Raw genomic sequence first — 18,677 nt, forward strand, 5'->3', positions numbered from 1 at the left:
TGAACACGCGGCGGACAGGTGTGACAGTGGTGACGCTGCTGACGCCTGCTGCCATGATGTGCCGATGCACTCGTCTCAGGGGAGAAGAGCCGGCCTGGGCCTGGCCCTTGCCTCGGCCTTCGCGTTCGGCGGTTCAGGGGTTGCGGCCAAGCCGCTGATCGAGGCGGGACTCGGCCCGCTGCACGTGGTGTGGCTACGGGTGGCAGGCGCCGCCCTCGTCATGCTGCCGGTTGCCTGGCGGCACCGGAATCTGGTGCGGGAGCGGCCCGTCCTGCTGGCCGGCTTCGGACTGTTCGCCGTAGCCGGGGTGCAGGCCTTCTACTTCGCCTCGATCTCACGCATCCCGGTCGGTGTCGCCCTCCTGATCGAGTATCTGGCACCGGCACTCGTCCTCGGCTGGGTGCGCTTCGTTCAGCGACGGCCCGTCACCCGCGCCGCCGCGGTCGGCGTGGTGCTGGCGGTCGGCGGACTCGCCTGCGTCGTCGAGGTGTGGACCGGTCTGAGCTTCGACGTGATCGGGCTGCTGCTCGCACTCGGTGCGGCGTGCTGCCAGGTGGGCTACTTCGTCCTGTCCGACCAGGGCGCCGGCCACGGCGACACGGCCGACGCCGAACCCCCGCATCCCGTAGGCGTGATCGCGTACGGACTGCTGGCCGGCGCGGCCGTACTCACGGTGGTGGCCAGGCCCTGGGGCATGGACTGGGCGGTTCTCGGCGGGAGCGCGGACATGGGCGGGCGCGATGTCCCGGCGTGGCTGCTGCTCGGCTGGATCGTGCTGCTCGCGACCGTGCTGGCCTACGCCACCGGTGTGGTGTCGGTACGGCTGCTCTCGCCGCAGGTCGCGGGCGTCGTCGCCTGTCTCGAGGCGGTCATCGCGACCGTGCTCGCCTGGGTGCTGCTGGGTGAGCACCTCTCCGCGCCGCAGCTCGTGGGCGGCGGGGTGGTGCTGATCGGTGCCTTCATCGCGCAGTCGTCCGCGCCCAAGCCCCCGTCGGGGCCGGTGGCTTCGGGGCCGGGCGCGCCGGTCGTGGGGACGACGGGAGCGCACGAGCCGGATGTCCCTGAGGGCGAGTTGTCCAGGCCTCCGGCCCCGTCGTAGGGTGTCGGACATGTTGCTGACCGTACTTCCGCCGCCTGCCGCCTAGCGCGAGGCGGCCACTCCGGACGAAGACCGGGCTCGGGTACGCCCCGAGCGGTTCGTCGCTGCCCGCGCGCGGAGCCGAGCGACCACCCCCTTCTTCTGGAGAGTCACGTGTCCCACCCTGTTTCCGGCCTGCCCGTCGGGCGGAGCCTGGTCTATCTCGTCGTTGCCGGTATTGCCTGGGGTACGGCCGGCGCGGCCGCCTCCCTGCTCTTCCGGATCAGTGACCTCGGGCCTCTCGCCCTGTCGTTCTGGCGTTGTGCCGGCGGTCTCTTCCTGCTGGCCGGGGCGCTCGTGCTGCGTCCCCGCCGCCCGCGTACCGCCGCCGAGCCGCGACGCAGGAGGCTGCTGCGGATCCTGGGGACCGGTGTCGGTCTCACCGTGTTCCAGAGCGCGTACTTCGCGGCGGTCGAGGCGACCGGACTCGCCGTCGGAACCGTGGTCACGCTGGGCGCGGGGCCCGTCCTCATCGCGCTCGGAGCGCGGCTGACCATGGGGGAGCGGCTGGGCAGGGGCGGGATCGCCGCCGTGGCCGGTGCGCTCACCGGCCTCGCCGTGCTGGTGCTCGGCGGCGAGCCGGCCGAAGTGCGGCCCGCCGGACTGCTGCTGGCCCTGCTGTCCGCCGCGGGTTATGCGGCGATCACCCTGCTGACCCGGTGGCTCGGCCGGGACGGCGCGGCGGGCGACTCCCTGTCCACCAGCGCGTGGGCCTTCGGCATCGGCGCCGTGGGACTGCTGCCCATGGCGGCGGCCGAAGGCCTCGTGCCGCGCACCGCCGAGACGGGCCAGGTGCTGTGGCTGCTCGTCTACGTGGCGGCGGTGCCGACCGCACTCGCCTACGCGCTCTACTTCGCGGGCGCCGCGGCGGTCCGGTCGGCGACCGTCTCCGTCATCATGCTCCTCGAGCCGGTGAGCGCCGCTGTCATCGCGGTGACCGTGCTGCGGGAGCAGCTCACCGCGGCCACGGTCATCGGCACGCTGCTCCTGCTGACCGCCGTGGCGGGGCTGGCCTTCGCCGAGACGCGCGGCGCGGCGGCCGCCCGTCGCCGGGCCGCCGTGGCGGCCTGACCGACAGGTCACGGGGCGGGCGGCGGACGCTTCGGGTCAGAGCACGGTGAGGTAGTCCGGGACCTGGACGGCGGGGTCCAGGTCGTCGGACGGCACCGGTGCCGCGTGCCCGCGCGTCAGCGGAACCACGCCGGCCCAGTACGGCAGCGAGAGGTCCTCCGGGGCGTCGTTCGGGCCGCCGGTACGGATCTTGGCGGAGACCTCGTCCAGATCCAGGCGGATCACCGCGGTCGCGGCGAGCTCCTTCGCGTCCGCGGGCCGGGAGTCCTTCGACCGGCCGGTCACGACCTGGTCGACGATGGCGTCGAGCGCGACGCGACGCTCCTCCGGGTCGGTCACGGTCCTGGCGATCCCGTGGACCACCACGGAGCGGTAGTTCATCGAGTGGTGGAAGGCCGAACGGGCCAGCACCAGACCGTCCACATGCGTCACGGTCAGACAGACGGCGAGGCCCGGGTCCGCCGCACCCGTCGCGCGCAGCGGCCGCGATCCGGTCGAGCCGTGCACGTACAGCCGCTCGCCGACCCGTCCGAAGAGCGTCGGCAGGACGACGGGCGCACCGTCGCGGACGAAGCCCAGATGGCAGAGGTAGGCAGCGTCGAGTATCGAGTGGACCGTCTCCCGGTCGTACGAGGCGCGCTCCCTGGAGCGGCTCGGGACCGTGCGCTCCGTCGGCTTGTAGGCAGCGGCCTCGGGGAGGCCGGTGCTGTCGGGCGTGGCGGTGTCCGGCATTGCGTACTCCATTGCACTAGTACATAATGGATTTTGTGCTAGGAGAGTATCGGATCAATGGGCGGCGTGCATCGGACATTGCCGCGAGTGTGGAGCGGGGGGTCGCCTCGGGTGACCTCGAGCCGGGTCATGTGCTGCCGCCCATGCGGGAGTTGGCGACCCTGCTCGGCGTCAATCCGAATACGGTGGCCGCCGCCTACCGGTCCCTCCGCGAGCGCGGAGTGATCGAGACGGCGGGGCGGCGGGGAAGCCGGGTGCGGTCCCGGCCCGCGAGTACGGCGCGGGGCTCGCTCCGGGTGGAAGCTCCTCCGGGCGTACGTGACCTGGGTGACGGCAATCCCGATCCCGCCCTGCTGCCCGACCTCGGTGAGGCGTTGGCGGTGGCCGCCGAGGCGTACGGCCGGGAGCTCGGTCTCTACGGCGACGCAGCGGTGGTCCCCCGGTTCGCGGAGCTCGCGCGGGCCGGTCTGGACGCCGACGGTGTGCCGGCCGGGCCGGTGGCGGTCACCTCCGGGGCCCTCGACGCGATCGAGCGGGTGCTCACCGCGCACCTCAGGCCCGGCGACGCGGTGGCCGTCGAGGACCCGGGGTGGGGTGCCCTGCTGGATCTCGTTCCGGCGCTCGGGATGCGCGTCGTTCCGGTGGCGCTGGACGAGGAAGGTCCGCTGCCCGGCGAGGTGGAGCGGGTTCTGCGGGCGGGCGCCAGGGCCCTGGTGGTCACCGACCGGGCACAGAACCCGACCGGTGCGACGGTGGGGAGCCGCAGGGCGAAGGAACTGCGGTCCGTCCTCGCGGAGCACCCGGGCGTGCTCCTGATCGAGGACGACCACGGCCACGCCATCGTCGACCTGCCGGTGCACCCTCTGGCGGGGGTCACGGAGCGCTGGGCCTTCGTGCGGTCCGTCTCCAAGGCGTACGGGCCGGATCTGCGGGTCGCCGTGGTCACCGGGGACGGGCTGACCGTGGACCGGGTGACGGGGCGTCAGCGGCTGGGGCCGGGCTGGGTCAGCGGACTGCTGCAGCGGACCGTGGCACACCTGTGGGAGACGGGCGCCGTCGACGCGGCTGCGGTCGCCCGCTCCTACGGGGAGCGCCGTGACGCTCTCGTGCGGGCGCTGGGGGAGCGGGGGGTCACGGTGTACGGGCGGACGGGGATGAACGTGTGGGTGCCCGTGAGCGACGAGACCGGGGCGGTGGCCAGGATGCTGCACTCGGGCTGGGCGGTGGCACCGGGGGCTCGGTTCCGCATGGTCTCGCCGCAGGGGGTGCGCCTGACCGTCTCGTCGCTTTCCGTCGCCGACATCGAGCCCTTGGCCGACGCGGTGGTGGCGGCGGCGGCGCCCGCCCGCCCGGTCAGTTACGGCTGAGTGGCCCGGACCCGGTGACGCGACGGGACGGGGCGGCACCGGCTTCGACGGAGCCGCGCGCCCGGCTCTGGGTGAGTGCCGCACCCGCGAGCACCACCAGTGCGCCCACCGGAGTGTTCCAGCTCAGCCGCTCGCCGAGCAGGGACACTCCGGCCGCCGTGGCGATCACCGGGATGAAGTAGGTGACCATCTGCGCCGTCGTGGGGCCGACTTCCTCGACGAGGCGATACTGCAGAAGGGTCGCGAGCCCGGTTCCGAGTGCTCCCAGGGCAACCACGGCGAGTGTGGGGAGCAGGGGGAAGTGTCCCGGAATCGAGGTGAACACCGGCACGATCACGGCCAGTTGCACAGTCCCCAGGAAGAGCTGGCCGACGGCCAGCGATCTCGCCGTGGTGCTCGACTGGAGCAACAAGCGCCTGCCGGTCCCCGGAGGTCTGACCAAGGCCGAACTCCTCGACGACGCACCGGACATCGCCATGCCCGCTGACCATCCGCTCGCGGGCCGGGAGGAGGTGGACCTCGAGGAGTTCGCCGACGACGACTGGGTGTCCTGGCTGGCCGGTGAATTCTGTTACGACTGGCTGATGTTCACCCTGCGGTCCAAGGGCATCGAGCCCCGCATCGCGCACCTGGCGGGCGAGCACCACACCGAACTCGCCCTGATCGCAAGCGGATTCGGCGTCTGCGTGGCACCCCGGCTGGGACGGGGGCCGGTGCCGGACGGGGTGCGTCTGGTGCCCGTGCGGCAGCCGGTGCGACGCCACGTCCACGCCGTGTGGCGCGGGGACGCGGACCGGAGGCCGTCGATCAGGGCCGCCGTGGAGGCCTTGCGCTCCGCGGGCCGGGCCCTGCACGCGCCGATCCCCGCGGAGTCCGGGTCGTCGTCCCGTTCCTCACGATGACCTGCTGGACGGCGGGGGCCCGGAGTCACCCCGGGCCGGGCAGCTTCCTGAAGTCCCAGGACCTGACGGCCTGTGGGGTGAGGCGGAGCCATGCGTGTCGTTCGTCGTGCGGCATGGAGTCCAGGCCGAAGTACTTCGCCGCGAACAGCCGCTCGGGACGCTCCAGTTCGGCGCAGTCCTCGCCCGTGCGGGGGGACTCGCCGACGAAGGAGACCTCGCCGGACAGCTCCACCCCGCGCAGTTCGCCGTACTCCACCCCGTCGTCCACCACTACGCCGATCCGCGGGTCGCGCCGGAGCTGTGCCCAGCGCAGGCTCCGGGTGAGGGAGTAGAGCCAGACGGAGGTGCCGTCCCACACGAACCACAGGGCCCCGACATGTGGCATGCCCTCGGGGGAAACCGTCGCCACCCGACAGGTGCGCTGTTCCGTGAGGTAGGCGTCCCGTTCCGCGTCGGTCATCATGATCCGACGGCCACGTCGCTGGGCAACGGTCACGGGACGCCCTTCCTGCGGTCCGGGTTCCGGTCGGTCCTGGACGGGTTCCGGCCGGTTCCGGAAATGATGGAGCCTCGTCCGTGATCACGCAACGGTCCGGGGCGGCCGGTCTCTCACGCCAGGGTGATGGAGCCGTTCTCCACGCGGATCTGCTTCTCCGGCAGCGGCAGGGTCGCGGGGCCGCCCGTCGCCTCACCGGTCGAGGCATCGAACGTACTGTTGTGGCAGGGGCAGTTGATGACGCCGTCCGCGATTCCCTTCACCGCGCAGCCCTGGTGGGTGCACTTGGAGGAGAACGCCTTGAACGTGCCGGCCGTGGGCTGTGTCACCACGACACCCTCGTCCGCGAAGACCACCCCGCCACCCTCGGGGATGTCGGCTGTCTTCGCGAGAGCCGTGCCGTCGCCGTTCGTACCGGCTCCCTCCTCCGCCGGCCTGACGGTGTCCGACCCCGTGGCGTCCTGCGAGCCTCCGCACGCGGTGAGAGCGGCCGCCGCTCCCACTGCGCCGACCGCCGCGACGACGGTGCGGCGCCCGAAGCGTGCCTGGCTCCTCTGCGATGTGCTCATGCCGACTTCCCTTCAACGGAGTGACAGGACCTCAGAAGTGGACACGCATCGGTGGCCCCGCGCGTTCAGCGGCGCCCGGCCGGGACAGCGACCGGGGAGGGAGTGGGGCCGTTCCTCGGTGGACCGCCCTGGGTCACGGGTGCGCGATCACTCCCAGACCACGACGCTGCGCCGTACCGGCACGGTCGAGGGGTCCGTGGCGAACAGTTCGGGGGAGTGGGCGCGGATGCGTTCGATGTCGTTGAAGACCGCCCGCAGGTGGTCGCGCATGCGGGAGCGGGCCAGCGGAACAAGACCGTCGGCAACGGCTTCGAGGATCTCCCGGTGCTGGGCGGTGAAGACGGCCGGTGACACGTTCTCGTGCAGACCGAGGCGTCGAGCCCTGTCCAGGTGTCCCTTGGCCGCGACGACCGTGGTCCAGACGTCGCCGTGACCGCTGAGCCGCATCAGGCCGTGGTGAAACGCCTCATCGAGTGCGAAGAACTCCTCGAGACCGAGGTCCGGACGCTGCTGTCGCTCCAGGTTGTCCCGCAGTTCGGCGACGACGGCCGGGTCGAGTCGCGGCGGCAGGTTGTCCAGGGAGGCGAGCTCCACGGCCTCCCGCAGGAACTGCGCGTCGGCCACCTGTGCCGGGTCCACGCGGGACACGAACGAACCGACCTTCGGGAAGACCTGCACCAGGCCCTCCCGGGACAGCAGGATCAGGCTCTCCCGTACCGGGGTGCGGCTCACCCCCAGAGCCGCGGCCAGCTCGTTCTCCGAGAGGGCGGCACCGGGCGGGAGTTCCAGGGTCAGCACCATCTGACGCAGCTTCAGATAGATGCTGTGCCTGTTGGTCCGCCGCCCGTTCTCTTGAGCCATGCGCCCCATCCTACGTACCGGCCGCACCGAGCCCGACCAGCGGTCGAAGGCGGGCGGCGAGTGGAACGGAAGATGACGGGACTATTGCCGAGCTGCGCGACAGGTGCTTGTATACAAGCTCTGCACGACAGGCGTGCCCGACAGGTCGGGGCGCCCGGGCCGGGACCCCTGCCCCGTCCGCCACCGCAAGGAGACCCCGTGAGCAAGATCGAACGCGTCGACGTGTTCGTCGCCTCCCCCGGGCGTACGTTCGTCACACTGCGCATCACCACCACGGACGGGGTGACCGGACTCGGCGATGCCACGCTCAACGGCAGAGAACTCGCCGTGGCGAGCTATCTGCGTGACCACGTGGCTCCGCTGCTGATCGGCAAGGACCCCGGTCGCATCGAGGACATGTGGCAGTACCTGTACAAAGGCGCCTACTGGCGCCGCGGGCCCGTGACGATGACGGCCGTCTCCGCCGTCGACACCGCGCTGTGGGACATCAAGGGCAAGGTCGCAGGGCTCCCCGTCTACCAGCTCCTCGGCGGGCGTTCCAGGGACGGTGTGCTGGTCTACTCGCACGCCAGCGGCACCGACGTCCCCTCGCTCCTCGACGACGTCGAGCGCTATCTGGAGCTGGGTTACCGCGCCGTCCGGGCCCAGGCCGCCGTACCCGACGTGGGCGGCACGTACGGAGTCCGCAAGGGGAAGGTCTACGAGCCGGCCGCGACCGAGCTGCCGGACGAGCAACCGTGGGACACGGAGGCGTACCTCGGCTTCGCGCCGACCTACCTGGAGGCGGTGCGCGAGCGCTTCGGCTTCGGGTTCCACCTGCTGCACGACGTCCATCACCGGCTGAGCCCGATCGAGGCGGCACGGTTCGGCAAGAGCGTCGAGGCCTGCCGGCTCTTCTGGATGGAGGACCCGACCCCGGCCGAGAACCAGGAGTCGTTCCGGCTGATCCGGGAACACACGACCACACCGATCGCGGTCGGTGAGGTCATGAACTCCATCTGGGACGTGCAGCACCTCATCACCGGACAGCTCATCGACTACGTACGCACCACCGTCGCCCACGCGGGCGGCATCACCCACCTGCGACGGATCTTCGACCTCGCCGCGCTCTATCAGGTGCGCACCGGTTCCCACGGCGCGACCGATCTCTCCCCGGTCAGCATGGCCGCCGCCGTGCACCTCGACGTGACCGTGCCGAACTTCGGCATCCAGGAGTACATGGGCCACCCCGAGGAGGCCGCCGAGGTGTTCCGCACCGGTGTCACGTTCGCCGACGGCATGCTTCATCCGTCCGAGGAGCCGGGTCTCGGCGTGGAGTACGACGAGAAGGCGGCCGAACGGTTCCCCTACCAGCGGCGTTACCTACCGGTCGCGCGCCGCCTCGACGGCTCGGTGCACGACTGGTGAGCGCCATGAACCTGCCTCCCTTGAACCGCGCGGCGCTGTCCCGGATGGCGCCGGACCTCCGTCCCGCCGTGGACCCGGCCGAACTGCGCACCCGCATCGTGCACTTCGGACTCGGCGCCTTCCACCGGGCCCATCAGGCGGTGTACACCGAGAACGCCGCCGCCAGCTCCGGCGAACCCTGGGGCATCACCGCCGTCGCACCCCGGTCGGCGGGGACCGTGCGCGCCCTGCGGGACCAGGACTGCCTCTACTCGCTCACCGAACGCCGTCCGGGTGGCGGCGCGAGCCGGGTCGTGGGCGCGGTCGTCGACGCCCTGACCATGGGCCCCGACACCGAAGCCGTCGACGCCCTGCTCACCGACCCGGACGTCACCGTGGTGACCCTGACCGTCACGGAGAAGGGCTACCACCGGTCCCCCTCGACCGGCGGGCTCGACATCTCGGCGGCACCGGTGGCCGCAGACCTCGCGGCGGTCCCGGGCGGGCCCCTCACCACGGTGGTGGGCAGGCTGGCCGCCGGACTCGCCGCGCGGACGCGGGCCGGAGCGCCGCCGGTCAGCGTCGTGTCCTGCGACAACATGGCGGGCAACGGCACCGTCCTGCGCCGGGTCGTCCGCGACTTCGTCCGGTCTTCGGCCTGGCCGGAGCGCGACGCAATACTGGACCGGATGGCCAGGACCGTTTCCTTCCCCTCGACCGTCGTGGACCGGATCGTGCCCGCGCCCGGTGAGGCCGACCTGTCGGCGGCCTCCGCCGCGCTGGGCGTGCACGACGCCCTGCCCGTGGCGGGGGAGCCCTACCGGCAGTGGGTCCTGGAAGACTCCTTCGCCGCGCCACGGCCGCCCTGGGAGCGGGACGGCGCCCTGGTCGTCCCGGACGTCACGCCGTACCAGCTCACCAAGCTGCGGCTGCTGAACGGCTCGCACTCGGCGCTCGCACATCTGGGCCTCGCCACCGGGTGTGTCACGATCGCCGGCACGATGGCGGCCGACTGGGGAGAGAGCGTCGTCCGCGCCCTGTGCGCGGAGGTCGCCGCGACCCTCCCCGCCGGCGGCCCCGATCCCCTCGCCTATACCGACGACCTCGTCGGCCGGTTCCGTAATCCCGCGATGCACCACCTTCTGCGGCAGATCGGCTCCGACGGTTCGCTGAAGATCGCGGAACGCTGGCTTCCCGCCCTGCGGGAGTTGCGCGGACGCGGGGCGGCCACCCCGGTCCTCGAACTGGCCCTCGCCGCCTGGGCGCACGGCACGCGCCCCGGAGCCGCTGCCCCCGACGACCCCGCCGCCGACGCACTCGCCGCCTGCTGGTCGGCTCCGGTCCGGCCCGCGGAAACGATACGTGCGCTGTTGCGCGCCCTCGGCGCGGCGGACCTGGCCGGTGACGACGCTCTCACCGCCGCTGTCGCGGACCGGCTGCCGGCACTGCGCGCCGGCCGCGTCGAGATCTGAGCCGCCGGCTGCGGACGCCTTTCGACCCCCACACCGCTCGAAGCCCCCGAACAACGGAGTTCACGATGAAGGACAGTGCTGTCGCCGCGGAGCAGAAACGCCCCGCGCAGCGCACCACGGGTGACCTGACCCGAGCCGCGGTCTCGGGCTGGCTGGGTACGGCCATGGAGTTCATGGACTTCCAGCTCTACTCGCTGGCCGCGGCAATCGTGTTCAACAAGATCTTCTTTCCCGATGTCAGTCCCGCCATCGGTCTCATCGCCGCGATGGCCACCTACGGGGTGGGATACGTGGCCCGGCTCGCCGGTGCCGTCTACTTCGGCCGGATGGGGGACCGGATCGGCCGCAAGCGGGTCCTCTATATCACCATCCTGATGATGGGCGCCTCCACCACCCTGATCGGCGCCCTGCCCACCCACGCCACCATCGGCATCCTCGCGCCGATCCTGCTCGTCGTCCTCCGGCTGGTGCAGGGGTTCGGGGCCGGCGCAGAGATCGCGGGGGCGACCGTACTGCTCGTCGAGTACGCCCCTGTCCGCCGCCGCGGTCTGGTCGCCTCGCTGGTCTCGCTCGGCACCAACTCGGGGACACTCGCCGCCTCGGGCCTGTGGGCGATTCTGCTCGCCGTGCTCACCGAGGAGCAGTTGCTCTCCTGGGGTTGGAGGCTGCCCTTCCTGCTCAGCTTCGGACTGATGTTCTTCGCCGTCTGGCTGCGCCGAGGGCTCAAGGAGAGCCCTGTCTTCGAGGAACGCCCCGATGTGGTGGACGGAGTGGCGCTGGCCCGCGACGAGGTCGAGTCCGTCATCGCCGAAGCCGACGCCGACTCCGGTAAGGGCGACGTCCTGGCGGCAGGCATCCGGCAGCGTAAGGGCAAGGCCTTCTTCATCGCGCTGGGACTGCGCCTTGGCCAGGCGGGAAACTCAGGACTGATCCAGACCTTCCTCGTCGGCTACATCGCCACCGAGCTCGCCGTCGGCCGGTCCGTCCCGACGGACGCGATCGTGTACGGCTCCCTGCTGGGCTTCGCGACCGTGCCCGTCGTGGGCATGCTCGGAGACCGTTTCGGACGGCGCGTGCTCTATCTCGCGCTCAGCCTGCTGACCGTCGTCATCGCCTTCCCGGTGATGTTCCTGATCAGTTCCGGCTCGACGCCGGCGGTGATGATCGGCATGGTGCTCGGTCTGAACGTCGGAGTCCTCGGGCTGTTCTCGCTGGAGAGCGTGACGATGGCCGAACTCTTCGGCTCCCGGACCCGCTTCACGCAACTCGCGCTCGCCAAGGAGATCGGCGGCATCCTCGCCACCGCGATCGGCCCCGTACTGGCGGCCACGCTCACGGCCCTGACCGGCAGTTGGTGGCCGATCGCGGCGATGCTCGTCGCCTACTCGCTCATCACATTCGTCAGCGCGCTTCTCGCGCCGGAGACCCGCGGACGTGACCTGGTCCGCCTGGAGGACGCCATATGACCGCCGTTGCTGGAGAAGGCCGCACGAGTGCGGCAGCCGGCGAGGAATCCCGTACGCGTGCTTCGGACGCCGGCGAGCGGCGGATGCGGGCCGTCGTGGTGCACGGACCGGGAGACCTGCGTGTCGACGAGAGGACCCGGCCGGAGCCCGGCGTGGGAGAGGTGCTCCTGGCCATGGAGTGGGGCGGGATCTGCGGGTCCGACATCGCCTACTGGAGGAAGGGGGCGTCCGGTACGGCCGCGCTCGCGCATCCCCTGGTGCTCGGGCACGAGGTCGCGGGCCGGATCGCCGCGCTCGGCCCCGGCGTCACGGGTCTCGGCGAGGGAACGCCGGTGACCGTCCATCCGGCCCAGCTCGTCGGCGACGGGGTGCTGCCGGAACGGATCGCGGGACGCACCAACCTCTACCCGCACGTCCGCTACTTCGGTTCGGCGGCCTTCACCCCGCACACCGACGGCGGGTTCAGCGAGTACCGGACGGTCCGCGCGGAGCAGATCCGGCCGCTGCCGGCCGGAGTGGGCACCGAACAGGGCGCCCTGGCCGAACCGTTGGCGGTCGCCCTGCACGCGGTCGGCCGGGTCCCCGACCTGCGCGGCCGGACCGTCCTGGTCAACGGCGCCGGACCGATCGGCTCCCTCGTCGTCGCCGCTGCCAGGCATCGTGGAGCGGGCACCGTCATCGCCTCGGACCTGTCGGCCCCCGCGCTCGCCGTGGCCCGCGCCATGGGCGCCGACGAGACCCGCGACCTGGCGCGGGGCGACGTCCTGCCGCAGGACATGGACGTGGTCTTCGAGGCATCCGGCGCCCCGGCCGCCCTGGGCCCGGTTCTGCGAGCCACGGCGCGGGGCGGCACGCTCGTCCAGGTCGGCAACCTGCCCGGGGCGGCCGCCCCGGCGGTCCTCGGTGACCTGGTGACCCGCGAGATCACCTGGATCGGGTCGTACCGCTTCGTCGAGGAGATGGACGACGCCCTGCTCGCCCTGCAGGAAGGACTGGACCTGACCCCGTTGATCACTCACCGCTTCCCGCTGGGACGCGCGGCGGAGGCGCTGGCGGTCGCCGCCGACCCGGCCGCCGGCAGCAGCAAGGTCATGCTGCGCCTGTCCGGCGCGTGAGACACCGCGCGCCGCCGTTCCTCACCGCAGGCCGCTCCGGACAGTGTTCAGGAGGCGGCGCAGCCGGAGACCGTCAGGAGCGACGGCGGTGACGAGCGCGGCGGGCCCCGGGAGCGGGGTGAGGACGGCATGGCCGTCTTCCGGTGCGCCGGCGAGGACGCGGATCCCGGGCGGCTTCTCCTCGAAGGCGGGATCGACGAGCAGGATCTGCCCGGTCGCGCGGTATCCGGCGAGGACCGCAGGGCCGTCCCAGCCGGGTGTGCCAGGGCCGTATGCGGCTTCCTGGTCGAGAAGGAGCTGCCCGCCGCGTCGGACGGTGAGCCGGGTGGTCACCTGGCCGGATGGTTCGCCTGTGCGTCCCAGTACCTGCTCTTCGCGCAGGACGAGCCGTGCGGTGGGGGCGAGATCGATGGTCCACGACTGGCGCAGACTGCTGCCGGCCGCGCAGATCAACGGCTTGGGCCGCCAGCGGAGCTCCGCGTGCTCCTCCACGGTCAGGTGTACGTCGTAGGTGGCGGGGGCCGTGGTGGGGCCTTTCAGGGCGAGGGTCGCGGCGGCGGAGGTGATGTGGAGCTCCGCCCCCTGCCGGGCGGTGGCTTCGATGCGCAGCCGGTCGCCGCCGAGCGGGGCGCTCATGGCACCGACGACGCACACACGTGCCTCGGTGCCGCGTGCCCGCAGGCGCCGGAGTTCGAAGGGGCCGTCTCCGTCCAGGACGGGCAGGACGGTGGTGCCGCCCCTCGCGGCCGCGGCGATGCGGGCCGTTGCCCGCAGGCCGGTGACCGATGTGCACTGCGCGGTCTCCGCCGTGTGTCCGGTGGTGAGGGTCATGAGGGGCCCGCGGCCCAGTCGCTGAGGCGTTCGCGGATCCAGTCGGCGACCGGTTTGACGCCGCCTTCCTCCTTGAGGCAGGTGAAGACGACGGGGAGCTCGCCGCGCTGGGCTCCGGCGTCGTGGGCCATGGCATCGAGGTCGGAGCCGACGTAGGGAGCGAGGTCGGTCTTGTTGACGACGAGGAGGTCGGCGGTGGTGACACCGGGGCCGCCCTTACGGGGGATGTCGTCGCCGCCGGCCACGTCGATGACGAAGATCTGGCTGTCCACCAGTCCTCTGGAGAAGGTCGCGGTGAGGTTGTCGCCGCCGGATTCCACCAGGATCAGATCGAGGGGACCGACCTCGTCCTCCAGGTCCTCGACGGCTTCGAGGTTGGCGGAGATGTCGTCGCGGATCGCGGTGTGCGGGCAGGCACCGGTTTCGACCGCCTTGATCCGCTCGGGCGGCAGAACCGCTTCCCGGAGCAGGAAATCGGCGTCCTCGCGGGTGTAGATGTCGTTGGTGACCACCGCGATGGACACTTCGGTGCGCAGCGCCCGGCACAGCGCGGCGACGGTGGCGGTCTTTCCCGAGCCGACCGGTCCGCCCAGTCCGACGCGCAGGGCGCGTCGGCTGCCGTCGGGACGCCGGTGGCCGGCGGCACCGTAGGTGTGCCGGTGGGGGAACTTCTCGTCGAGTTCGTGACCGAGGTGCATACGGCTTCCTTGCGTGATGTCTCGTGACGGGTGGTCAGGAGGCGAAGAGTCGTACCGGCCAGGCGGCGTGCTGCTGCGCGGTGATGTCCAGCAGCGGCGCTGAGGCAGCGGGCAGTACGTCGATGCCCTCTCCGGGGATGCGCAGGGCCGCCGTCATGGCGGCCGTGGCGATCCGGTCGAGGTCCGGGGTCAGGCGGGCCAGAACGGCGGTGGCGTCGAACGGGTCCAGGCTGAGCAACCGGACCGTTGCCGTGGTCGGCCCGCTGACGGCTTCGTACACCGCCGCGTAGGAGGCGTCCAGGGGTGTCAGCCCGGCCGACCGGGCGGCCAGGCCCAGCACCACGGGCTGGTGCGCGCCCCGCGGCCGGGCCGCCGCGAGCGCGTCGAGTTCGGCCGACGGCCAGGTGGCACGGGCGGCCCGCATCATCTGCCGCCCGAGTTTGCGGGCGGTGGTCCGCAGTGCCTGCACCGGGGTGCGGGCGTCCGCGGCCCGGTCCAGGGCCAGCGGATCGTGCCCCGTGGCAGCCGCGGCGGCCAGTGCCGCCGCGACCAGGCCCGCGGTGTGCAGGCGTCCCCGGCAGAAGGACTCCAGCGAGGCCGCGTCCCGGATGCGGCCCGCCGCCACGGCCGCTTCGGCCCCGCCGGAGTGCGCGTGCCCTCCGGCGGGGAACCGGCCGTCGGCCAGGACGAGCAGCGCGGCACAGTTCATCGTTCGTTCCTCTTCCTCATGTTCTCCACGGCTCAGGTCCTGCGGTGCCGAGCTCCTCGATCAGAAGAGGAAGTACCGCTGCGCCATGGGAAGTTCGGTGACGAAGGAACGGTCGACGATCTGGCCGTCGACGAATGTCGTCACGTCCGTCACCTTCGCTCCGCCGATAACGACGTCGTAGGTGTCGGGGTCGATACGGACGTCGGGGGTGGCGTTGTTCTCCCTCATGTCGGCCTTCTTGACTGCGCGCGTGTCCTTGATGGCCTTGAACTGCTTGGTCAGTCTGCGGCCCTTGGCCAAGCCCTTCTTGACCGCCCGCTCGGTGACGAAGTTGTAGGAGAGGGAGCCGGGTGCCAGCCCGGTGGCTCCCCACATGGGGCGGGGCAGGACGGGCTGGGGCGTGGGAATGGACGCGTTGGCGTCGCCCACCTGCGCGTACGCGATCTGCCCGCCCTTGATGACCAGGTGCGGTTTGACGCCGAAGAACTTCGGTTCCCACAGCACCAGGTCGGCCAGCTTGCCGGTCTCAACCGATCCGACGACGGCGTCGATGCCTTGGGCCAGGGCCGGGTTGATGGTGTACTTCGCGACGTAACGCCGGGCACGCCGGTTGTCGGCCAGGGGCAGCTCGGCCTCCGGTGTCGTGTCCGGCGGTGCCGTATGCGCCGGTGTCCCGTCCTTTGTCTTACGGGCCTTCTCGGCGGGCGGCTGGTCCTCCTCCAGAAAGCCGCGGCGCGCCTTCATGACGTGCGCGGTCTGCCACGTCCGCATGATCATTTCACCGATGCGGCCCATGGCCTGGGCGTCCGAGGACATGATCGAGATGGCGCCGAGGTCGTGGAGGATGTCCTCGGCGGCCATCGTGGAGGGCCGGATGCGGGAGTCCGCGAAGGCGAGATCCTCCTCGACCTTCGGGTTGAGGTGATGGCACACCATCACCATGTCGAAGTGCTCCTTGACCGTGTTGACGGTCAGGGGCCGGGTGGGGTTGGTGGAGGCGGGCAGCACGTTCGGCTCGCTCACCATCTTGATCATGTCGGGGGCGTGGCCGCCTCCCGCCCCTTCGACGTGGAAGATGTGGATGGAGCGGCCGTCGACGGCATCGATGCTGTCCTGAACGAAGCCGGCCTCGTTCAACGAGTCGGCATGGAGCGCGAGCTGGACTCCGGTCTCCTCGCAGACCTCCAGGCACTTCTTGATGACGGCCGGAGTGGCACCCCAGTCCTCGTGGATCTTGAATCCGACAACGCCGGCGTCCACCTGGTCGAGCATGGACTCCCTCGACATGGTGGCGCCCTTGCCGAGCAGACCGATGTTGACGGGGAAGCCGTCCAGCGCCTCGAACATGCGGTCGATGTGCCAGGACCCCGGCGTCACCGTGGTGGCGGTGCTGCCTTCCGCCGGTCCCGTACCCCCGCCGATGAGCGTGGTGACACCTGCGGCGAGCGCCTCGTGGACCTGGTCGGGGCAGATGAAGTGGACGTGGGTGTCGATCCCGCCGGCGGTGAGGATCCTGCCCCGGCCCGCGATGACCTCGGTGTCCGGACCGATGACGAAGTCGGTGGGTTCGGGGCCGATGCCGTTGTGCGGGGCGGCTCCCTCGTGCAGAGGGTTCATGGTCTCGGGGTTGTACGCCTTGCCGAGCGCGACGATGTTCCCGTCACGGAGGGCGACATCGGCCTTGACGACGCCCCAGTGGTCCAGGACCACGGCGCCGGTGATGACGGTGTCCGGGGGGAGCGCCATGGCAGGACCGGCGGATGTGCCGGCCCTGCCCCGGCCGGGGTCGCGCGGCATGACGGACTGCCCCATCGACTCGCGGATCACCTTGCCGCCCCCGAAGACCATTTCGTTGCCGCTGCGCCCGGGGCCTCCCGACCAGTCGTCCTCGATCTTGATCTGGAGTGCCGTGTCGGCGAGGCGGATACGGTCGCGGGTCGTCGGGCCGTACCGGTCCGCGTAGGCGGCGCGGGTCAACGGGTCGAAGGGCGTCGGCTCGTCCTGGCAGCAGGAACAGTCGGGGCACCGGGCCATGGAATTCACCCCCGCTCCTCGTCGAACGAGCCCTCGACGTCGTCGAGCGATCCCTTGACCTTCTCGGGCAGACCCCGGACCTTGACCCGCAGACCGTGAACCACGCGGTCGCCTTCGATGGGCACGAGTTGGACCACTTCGGTGATGCCGGGCTCGAAACGTACGGAGCTGCCGGCGGGGACATTCAGGCGCTTGCCCCATGCCTCCTTACGGACGAACCGCAGCCCGTCGTTGGCCTCGGCGAAGTGGTAGTGCGAACCGACCTGGACGGGACGGTCGGTGGGGTTGCCGACCTCCAGCTCCGTGACCTGGTCCAGTTGCCTGTTGTGCTCGTTGAAGACGATGACGCAGTCTCCCTTCCGCGTGGAGAAGTCCACCTCTCCCGGACTGACGAGGGGCTCTTCGCCTTCGCCTGCCTCAGGGAAGGGGCCGTGGACGGTGACCAGCTTCGTACCGTCGGGGAACGTCGCCTCGACCTGTACGTTCTCGATCATCTCCGGGACACCTTCCATGACTTCCGCACGGGACAGCACCGTCCGTCCGGAGGACATGAGGTCGGCGACGGTCCTGCCGTCGCGGGCCCCCTCGAGGACGTGCACGATCAACAGCGCCATCGTCTCGGGGTAGTTCAGCCGCACCCCGCGGGCCCGCCGCTTCTCCGCTACGTCCGCCGCCACATGCATCATGAGGCGCTCTTGTTCATGCGGTGTCAGATGCACAGCCACTTCCCTGTGTTCGCTCCTGCCCAGGACTTCTGTCCTGGAGTCGCGTGCTGAGGGTGTGGCCACACACAGGTCCGCCTTCGGCCGCCCATCCCCAACCCGACGTGCGCCATCATGATCACGGCAGGGTGGGCCGAAGCGACGTACCGGCGACATGGCACCCAGATAAGTGATTTCCGGGGCAGGACATCTGAAAGGACCGGTCCTCAGACGGTGACAGGGAGACGACCCGGGCCGAGGTAGTGCACGGCGGTCCGCTCGGCGTGGGCATCGAGCAGCCCTTGCAGCGCCAGAGCCGCGGCCTCGAGGAGGTGGCCGTCGCGGGTGGCGTGGAGGGTTTCGAGGGCGAAGACGACGTGGGTGGAGTCTTCGGTGACCCGGGTGCGGTGGGCGTCGCGGTGGTTCCAGTGGCGGGTCAGGACGCCGGTGGTGTCCGCGTAGATGATCTCGCCCGGCTTGGTGATCTCGACAGTGTCGGGTTCACCGAGCGGGGTGAACTCCTCGCTGCCGTCCGCGTACCGGATGTCGACGTCACCGGCGACGTGGGCGAGATCGAAGGCACCGGCCGGCAGTCCGTGGTGGACGGAGACGGCGTTGTACGAGTCGACGGCCGGGTTGACGCGCGGCAGGGTCCCCTTCTTCGCGAAGCGGCGGCCGAGTGCGTCGACGCTGGGGCGGATACGGCGTGGGTTGGTGCCGAAGGAGCGGTAGGCGGTGTGCCACGCCTCGATCCGCGGGTCGGTCTCGTCCGCCGGCTGCCAGGTGCCCTCGGAGAGCTGCTGCTCCAGTCCCCGAAGCGCGTCGGTGGTTTCGGGCCAGGGTTCGCGGCCGCGCATGCCGGTGGCGGTGACCAGGGCGATGAGGGTGTCGGGGAAGGCGTCGGCGACGGTGGGGGCGATGCGGAAGGTGGTCATGGGCGGGGGCTCCGTTCCTCGTACGTACGTGCGTGAGATGTGGGTCAGGCTTTCCAAGGGCCGAGGCGGTCCAGGCGGTGCGGGAGTTCGGCCCCGGCCGCGGGGTCGTCGACCAGGTGGGCGCGGCAGGTGAACTGCACGGCCGCGTGATAGCTGGCGAGGCCGAGCGGTCGACGAGGGCGGGCTCCGGGCTC

Annotated in this window: 17 protein-coding genes and 2 pseudogenes; 8 read left to right on the forward strand and 11 right to left on the reverse strand. The window is 71.3% G+C overall.

Annotated features, from left to right (window positions below):
* Window positions 1-64: 64 nt before the first annotated feature.
* Both ACFYQ5_RS02630 and ACFYQ5_RS02635 read left to right on the forward strand, forming a co-directional pair.
* On the forward strand, window positions 65-1,099 hold the full coding sequence (locus tag ACFYQ5_RS02630) for a DMT family transporter (protein ID WP_389192043.1): 1,035 nt from the start codon (window positions 65-67) through the stop codon (window positions 1,097-1,099).
* A 153-nt stretch (window positions 1,100-1,252) separates the two neighbouring features.
* Window positions 1,253-2,209: a DMT family transporter gene (locus ACFYQ5_RS02635; RefSeq protein ID WP_389192046.1), complete on the forward strand. Its 957-nt coding sequence runs from the start codon at window positions 1,253-1,255 to the stop codon at window positions 2,207-2,209.
* A gap of 36 nt (window positions 2,210-2,245) precedes the next feature.
* On the opposite strand, the gene ACFYQ5_RS02640 is transcribed toward ACFYQ5_RS02635, so the two are convergent.
* The gene (locus tag ACFYQ5_RS02640; protein WP_389192049.1) at window positions 2,246-2,941 is read right to left on the reverse strand and encodes a pyridoxamine 5'-phosphate oxidase family protein; all 696 of its coding nucleotides are present in this window, start codon (window positions 2,939-2,941) and stop codon (window positions 2,246-2,248) included.
* 35 nt (window positions 2,942-2,976) lie between these two features.
* On the opposite strand from ACFYQ5_RS02640, the gene ACFYQ5_RS02645 reads away from it, so the two are divergent.
* Entirely contained in the window at window positions 2,977-4,308 is a 1,332-nt protein-coding gene (locus ACFYQ5_RS02645) for an aminotransferase class I/II-fold pyridoxal phosphate-dependent enzyme (RefSeq protein ID WP_389192051.1), read from the forward strand.
* Here the strand turns inward: ACFYQ5_RS02645 and ACFYQ5_RS02650 are convergent.
* Window positions 4,295-4,690, reverse strand: a pseudogene (locus tag ACFYQ5_RS02650) (EamA family transporter); the annotation flags it as partial. The gene ACFYQ5_RS02645 and the pseudogene ACFYQ5_RS02650 sit on opposite strands and share 14 nt — an antisense overlap.
* Here ACFYQ5_RS02650 and ACFYQ5_RS02655 point away from each other — a divergent pair.
* Window positions 4,689-5,210: pseudogene (locus ACFYQ5_RS02655) on the forward strand (LysR substrate-binding domain-containing protein); the annotation flags it as partial. The pseudogenes ACFYQ5_RS02650 and ACFYQ5_RS02655 overlap by 2 nt on opposite strands.
* Before the next feature lie 25 nt (window positions 5,211-5,235).
* Here ACFYQ5_RS02655 and ACFYQ5_RS02660 read toward each other — a convergent pair.
* The 3 genes from ACFYQ5_RS02660 to ACFYQ5_RS02670 form a co-directional block, all read right to left on the reverse strand.
* Window positions 5,236-5,706, reverse strand: a complete 471-nt coding sequence (locus ACFYQ5_RS02660) for a pyridoxamine 5'-phosphate oxidase family protein (protein WP_389192054.1) — start codon at window positions 5,704-5,706, stop codon at window positions 5,236-5,238.
* A gap of 113 nt (window positions 5,707-5,819) precedes the next feature.
* Window positions 5,820-6,275, reverse strand: a complete 456-nt coding sequence (locus ACFYQ5_RS02665; RefSeq protein ID WP_389192057.1) for a Rieske (2Fe-2S) protein — start codon at window positions 6,273-6,275, stop codon at window positions 5,820-5,822.
* A 147-nt stretch (window positions 6,276-6,422) separates the two neighbouring features.
* On the reverse strand, window positions 6,423-7,136 hold the full coding sequence (locus ACFYQ5_RS02670; protein WP_389192060.1) for a GntR family transcriptional regulator: 714 nt from the start codon (window positions 7,134-7,136) through the stop codon (window positions 6,423-6,425).
* Between the two features lie 198 nt (window positions 7,137-7,334).
* Here ACFYQ5_RS02670 and manD point away from each other — a divergent pair, with 198 nt between their 5' ends.
* From manD to ACFYQ5_RS02690, 4 genes are all read left to right on the forward strand, one after another.
* Window positions 7,335-8,543: a D-mannonate dehydratase ManD gene (manD, locus tag ACFYQ5_RS02675; RefSeq protein WP_389192063.1), complete on the forward strand. Its 1,209-nt coding sequence runs from the start codon at window positions 7,335-7,337 to the stop codon at window positions 8,541-8,543.
* A 5-nt stretch (window positions 8,544-8,548) separates the two neighbouring features.
* Window positions 8,549-9,994 (forward strand): mannitol dehydrogenase family protein, encoded by a 1,446-nt coding sequence (locus ACFYQ5_RS02680; RefSeq protein ID WP_389192066.1) that lies wholly within the window; start codon window positions 8,549-8,551, stop codon window positions 9,992-9,994.
* A 65-nt stretch (window positions 9,995-10,059) separates the two neighbouring features.
* On the forward strand, window positions 10,060-11,460 hold the full coding sequence (locus ACFYQ5_RS02685) for an MFS transporter (protein WP_389192069.1): 1,401 nt from the start codon (window positions 10,060-10,062) through the stop codon (window positions 11,458-11,460).
* Window positions 11,457-12,575: an L-idonate 5-dehydrogenase gene (locus ACFYQ5_RS02690; RefSeq protein ID WP_389192071.1), complete on the forward strand. Its 1,119-nt coding sequence runs from the start codon at window positions 11,457-11,459 to the stop codon at window positions 12,573-12,575. Before ACFYQ5_RS02685 ends, ACFYQ5_RS02690 begins: the two co-directional genes overlap by 4 nt.
* 21 nt (window positions 12,576-12,596) lie before the next feature.
* On the opposite strand, the gene ACFYQ5_RS02695 is transcribed toward ACFYQ5_RS02690, so the two are convergent.
* The 6 genes from ACFYQ5_RS02695 to ACFYQ5_RS02720 all read right to left on the reverse strand — a co-directional run bounded on the left by ACFYQ5_RS02695 (window position 12,597) and on the right by ACFYQ5_RS02720 (window position 18,483).
* Entirely contained in the window at window positions 12,597-13,406 is an 810-nt protein-coding gene (locus ACFYQ5_RS02695) for an urease accessory protein UreD (RefSeq protein WP_389192074.1), read from the reverse strand.
* Window positions 13,403-14,104 carry an urease accessory protein UreG gene (gene ureG / locus ACFYQ5_RS02700; RefSeq protein ID WP_389192077.1) on the reverse strand — a complete coding sequence of 234 codons (702 nt, stop codon included), beginning with the start codon at window positions 14,102-14,104 and terminating at the stop codon, window positions 13,403-13,405. Before ureG ends, ACFYQ5_RS02695 begins: the two co-directional genes overlap by 4 nt.
* 34 nt (window positions 14,105-14,138) lie before the next feature.
* Entirely contained in the window at window positions 14,139-14,813 is a 675-nt protein-coding gene (locus tag ACFYQ5_RS02705) for an urease accessory protein UreF (RefSeq protein ID WP_389192080.1), read from the reverse strand.
* 60 nt (window positions 14,814-14,873) lie between these two features.
* Window positions 14,874-16,847, reverse strand: coding sequence for an urease subunit alpha (locus ACFYQ5_RS02710; RefSeq protein ID WP_389193070.1), 1,974 nt, complete (start codon window positions 16,845-16,847; stop codon window positions 14,874-14,876).
* A 5-nt stretch (window positions 16,848-16,852) separates the two neighbouring features.
* Window positions 16,853-17,566, reverse strand: a complete 714-nt coding sequence (locus ACFYQ5_RS02715; protein ID WP_389192083.1) for an urease subunit gamma — start codon at window positions 17,564-17,566, stop codon at window positions 16,853-16,855.
* 209 nt (window positions 17,567-17,775) lie between these two features.
* Window positions 17,776-18,483 (reverse strand): B3/4 domain-containing protein, encoded by a 708-nt coding sequence (locus tag ACFYQ5_RS02720; protein ID WP_389192086.1) that lies wholly within the window; start codon window positions 18,481-18,483, stop codon window positions 17,776-17,778.
* Window positions 18,484-18,677 lie beyond the last annotated feature (194 nt).

The organism is Streptomyces sp. NPDC005794 (assembly GCF_042871445.1).
GTDB lineage: Bacteria > Actinomycetota > Actinomycetes > Streptomycetales > Streptomycetaceae > Streptomyces.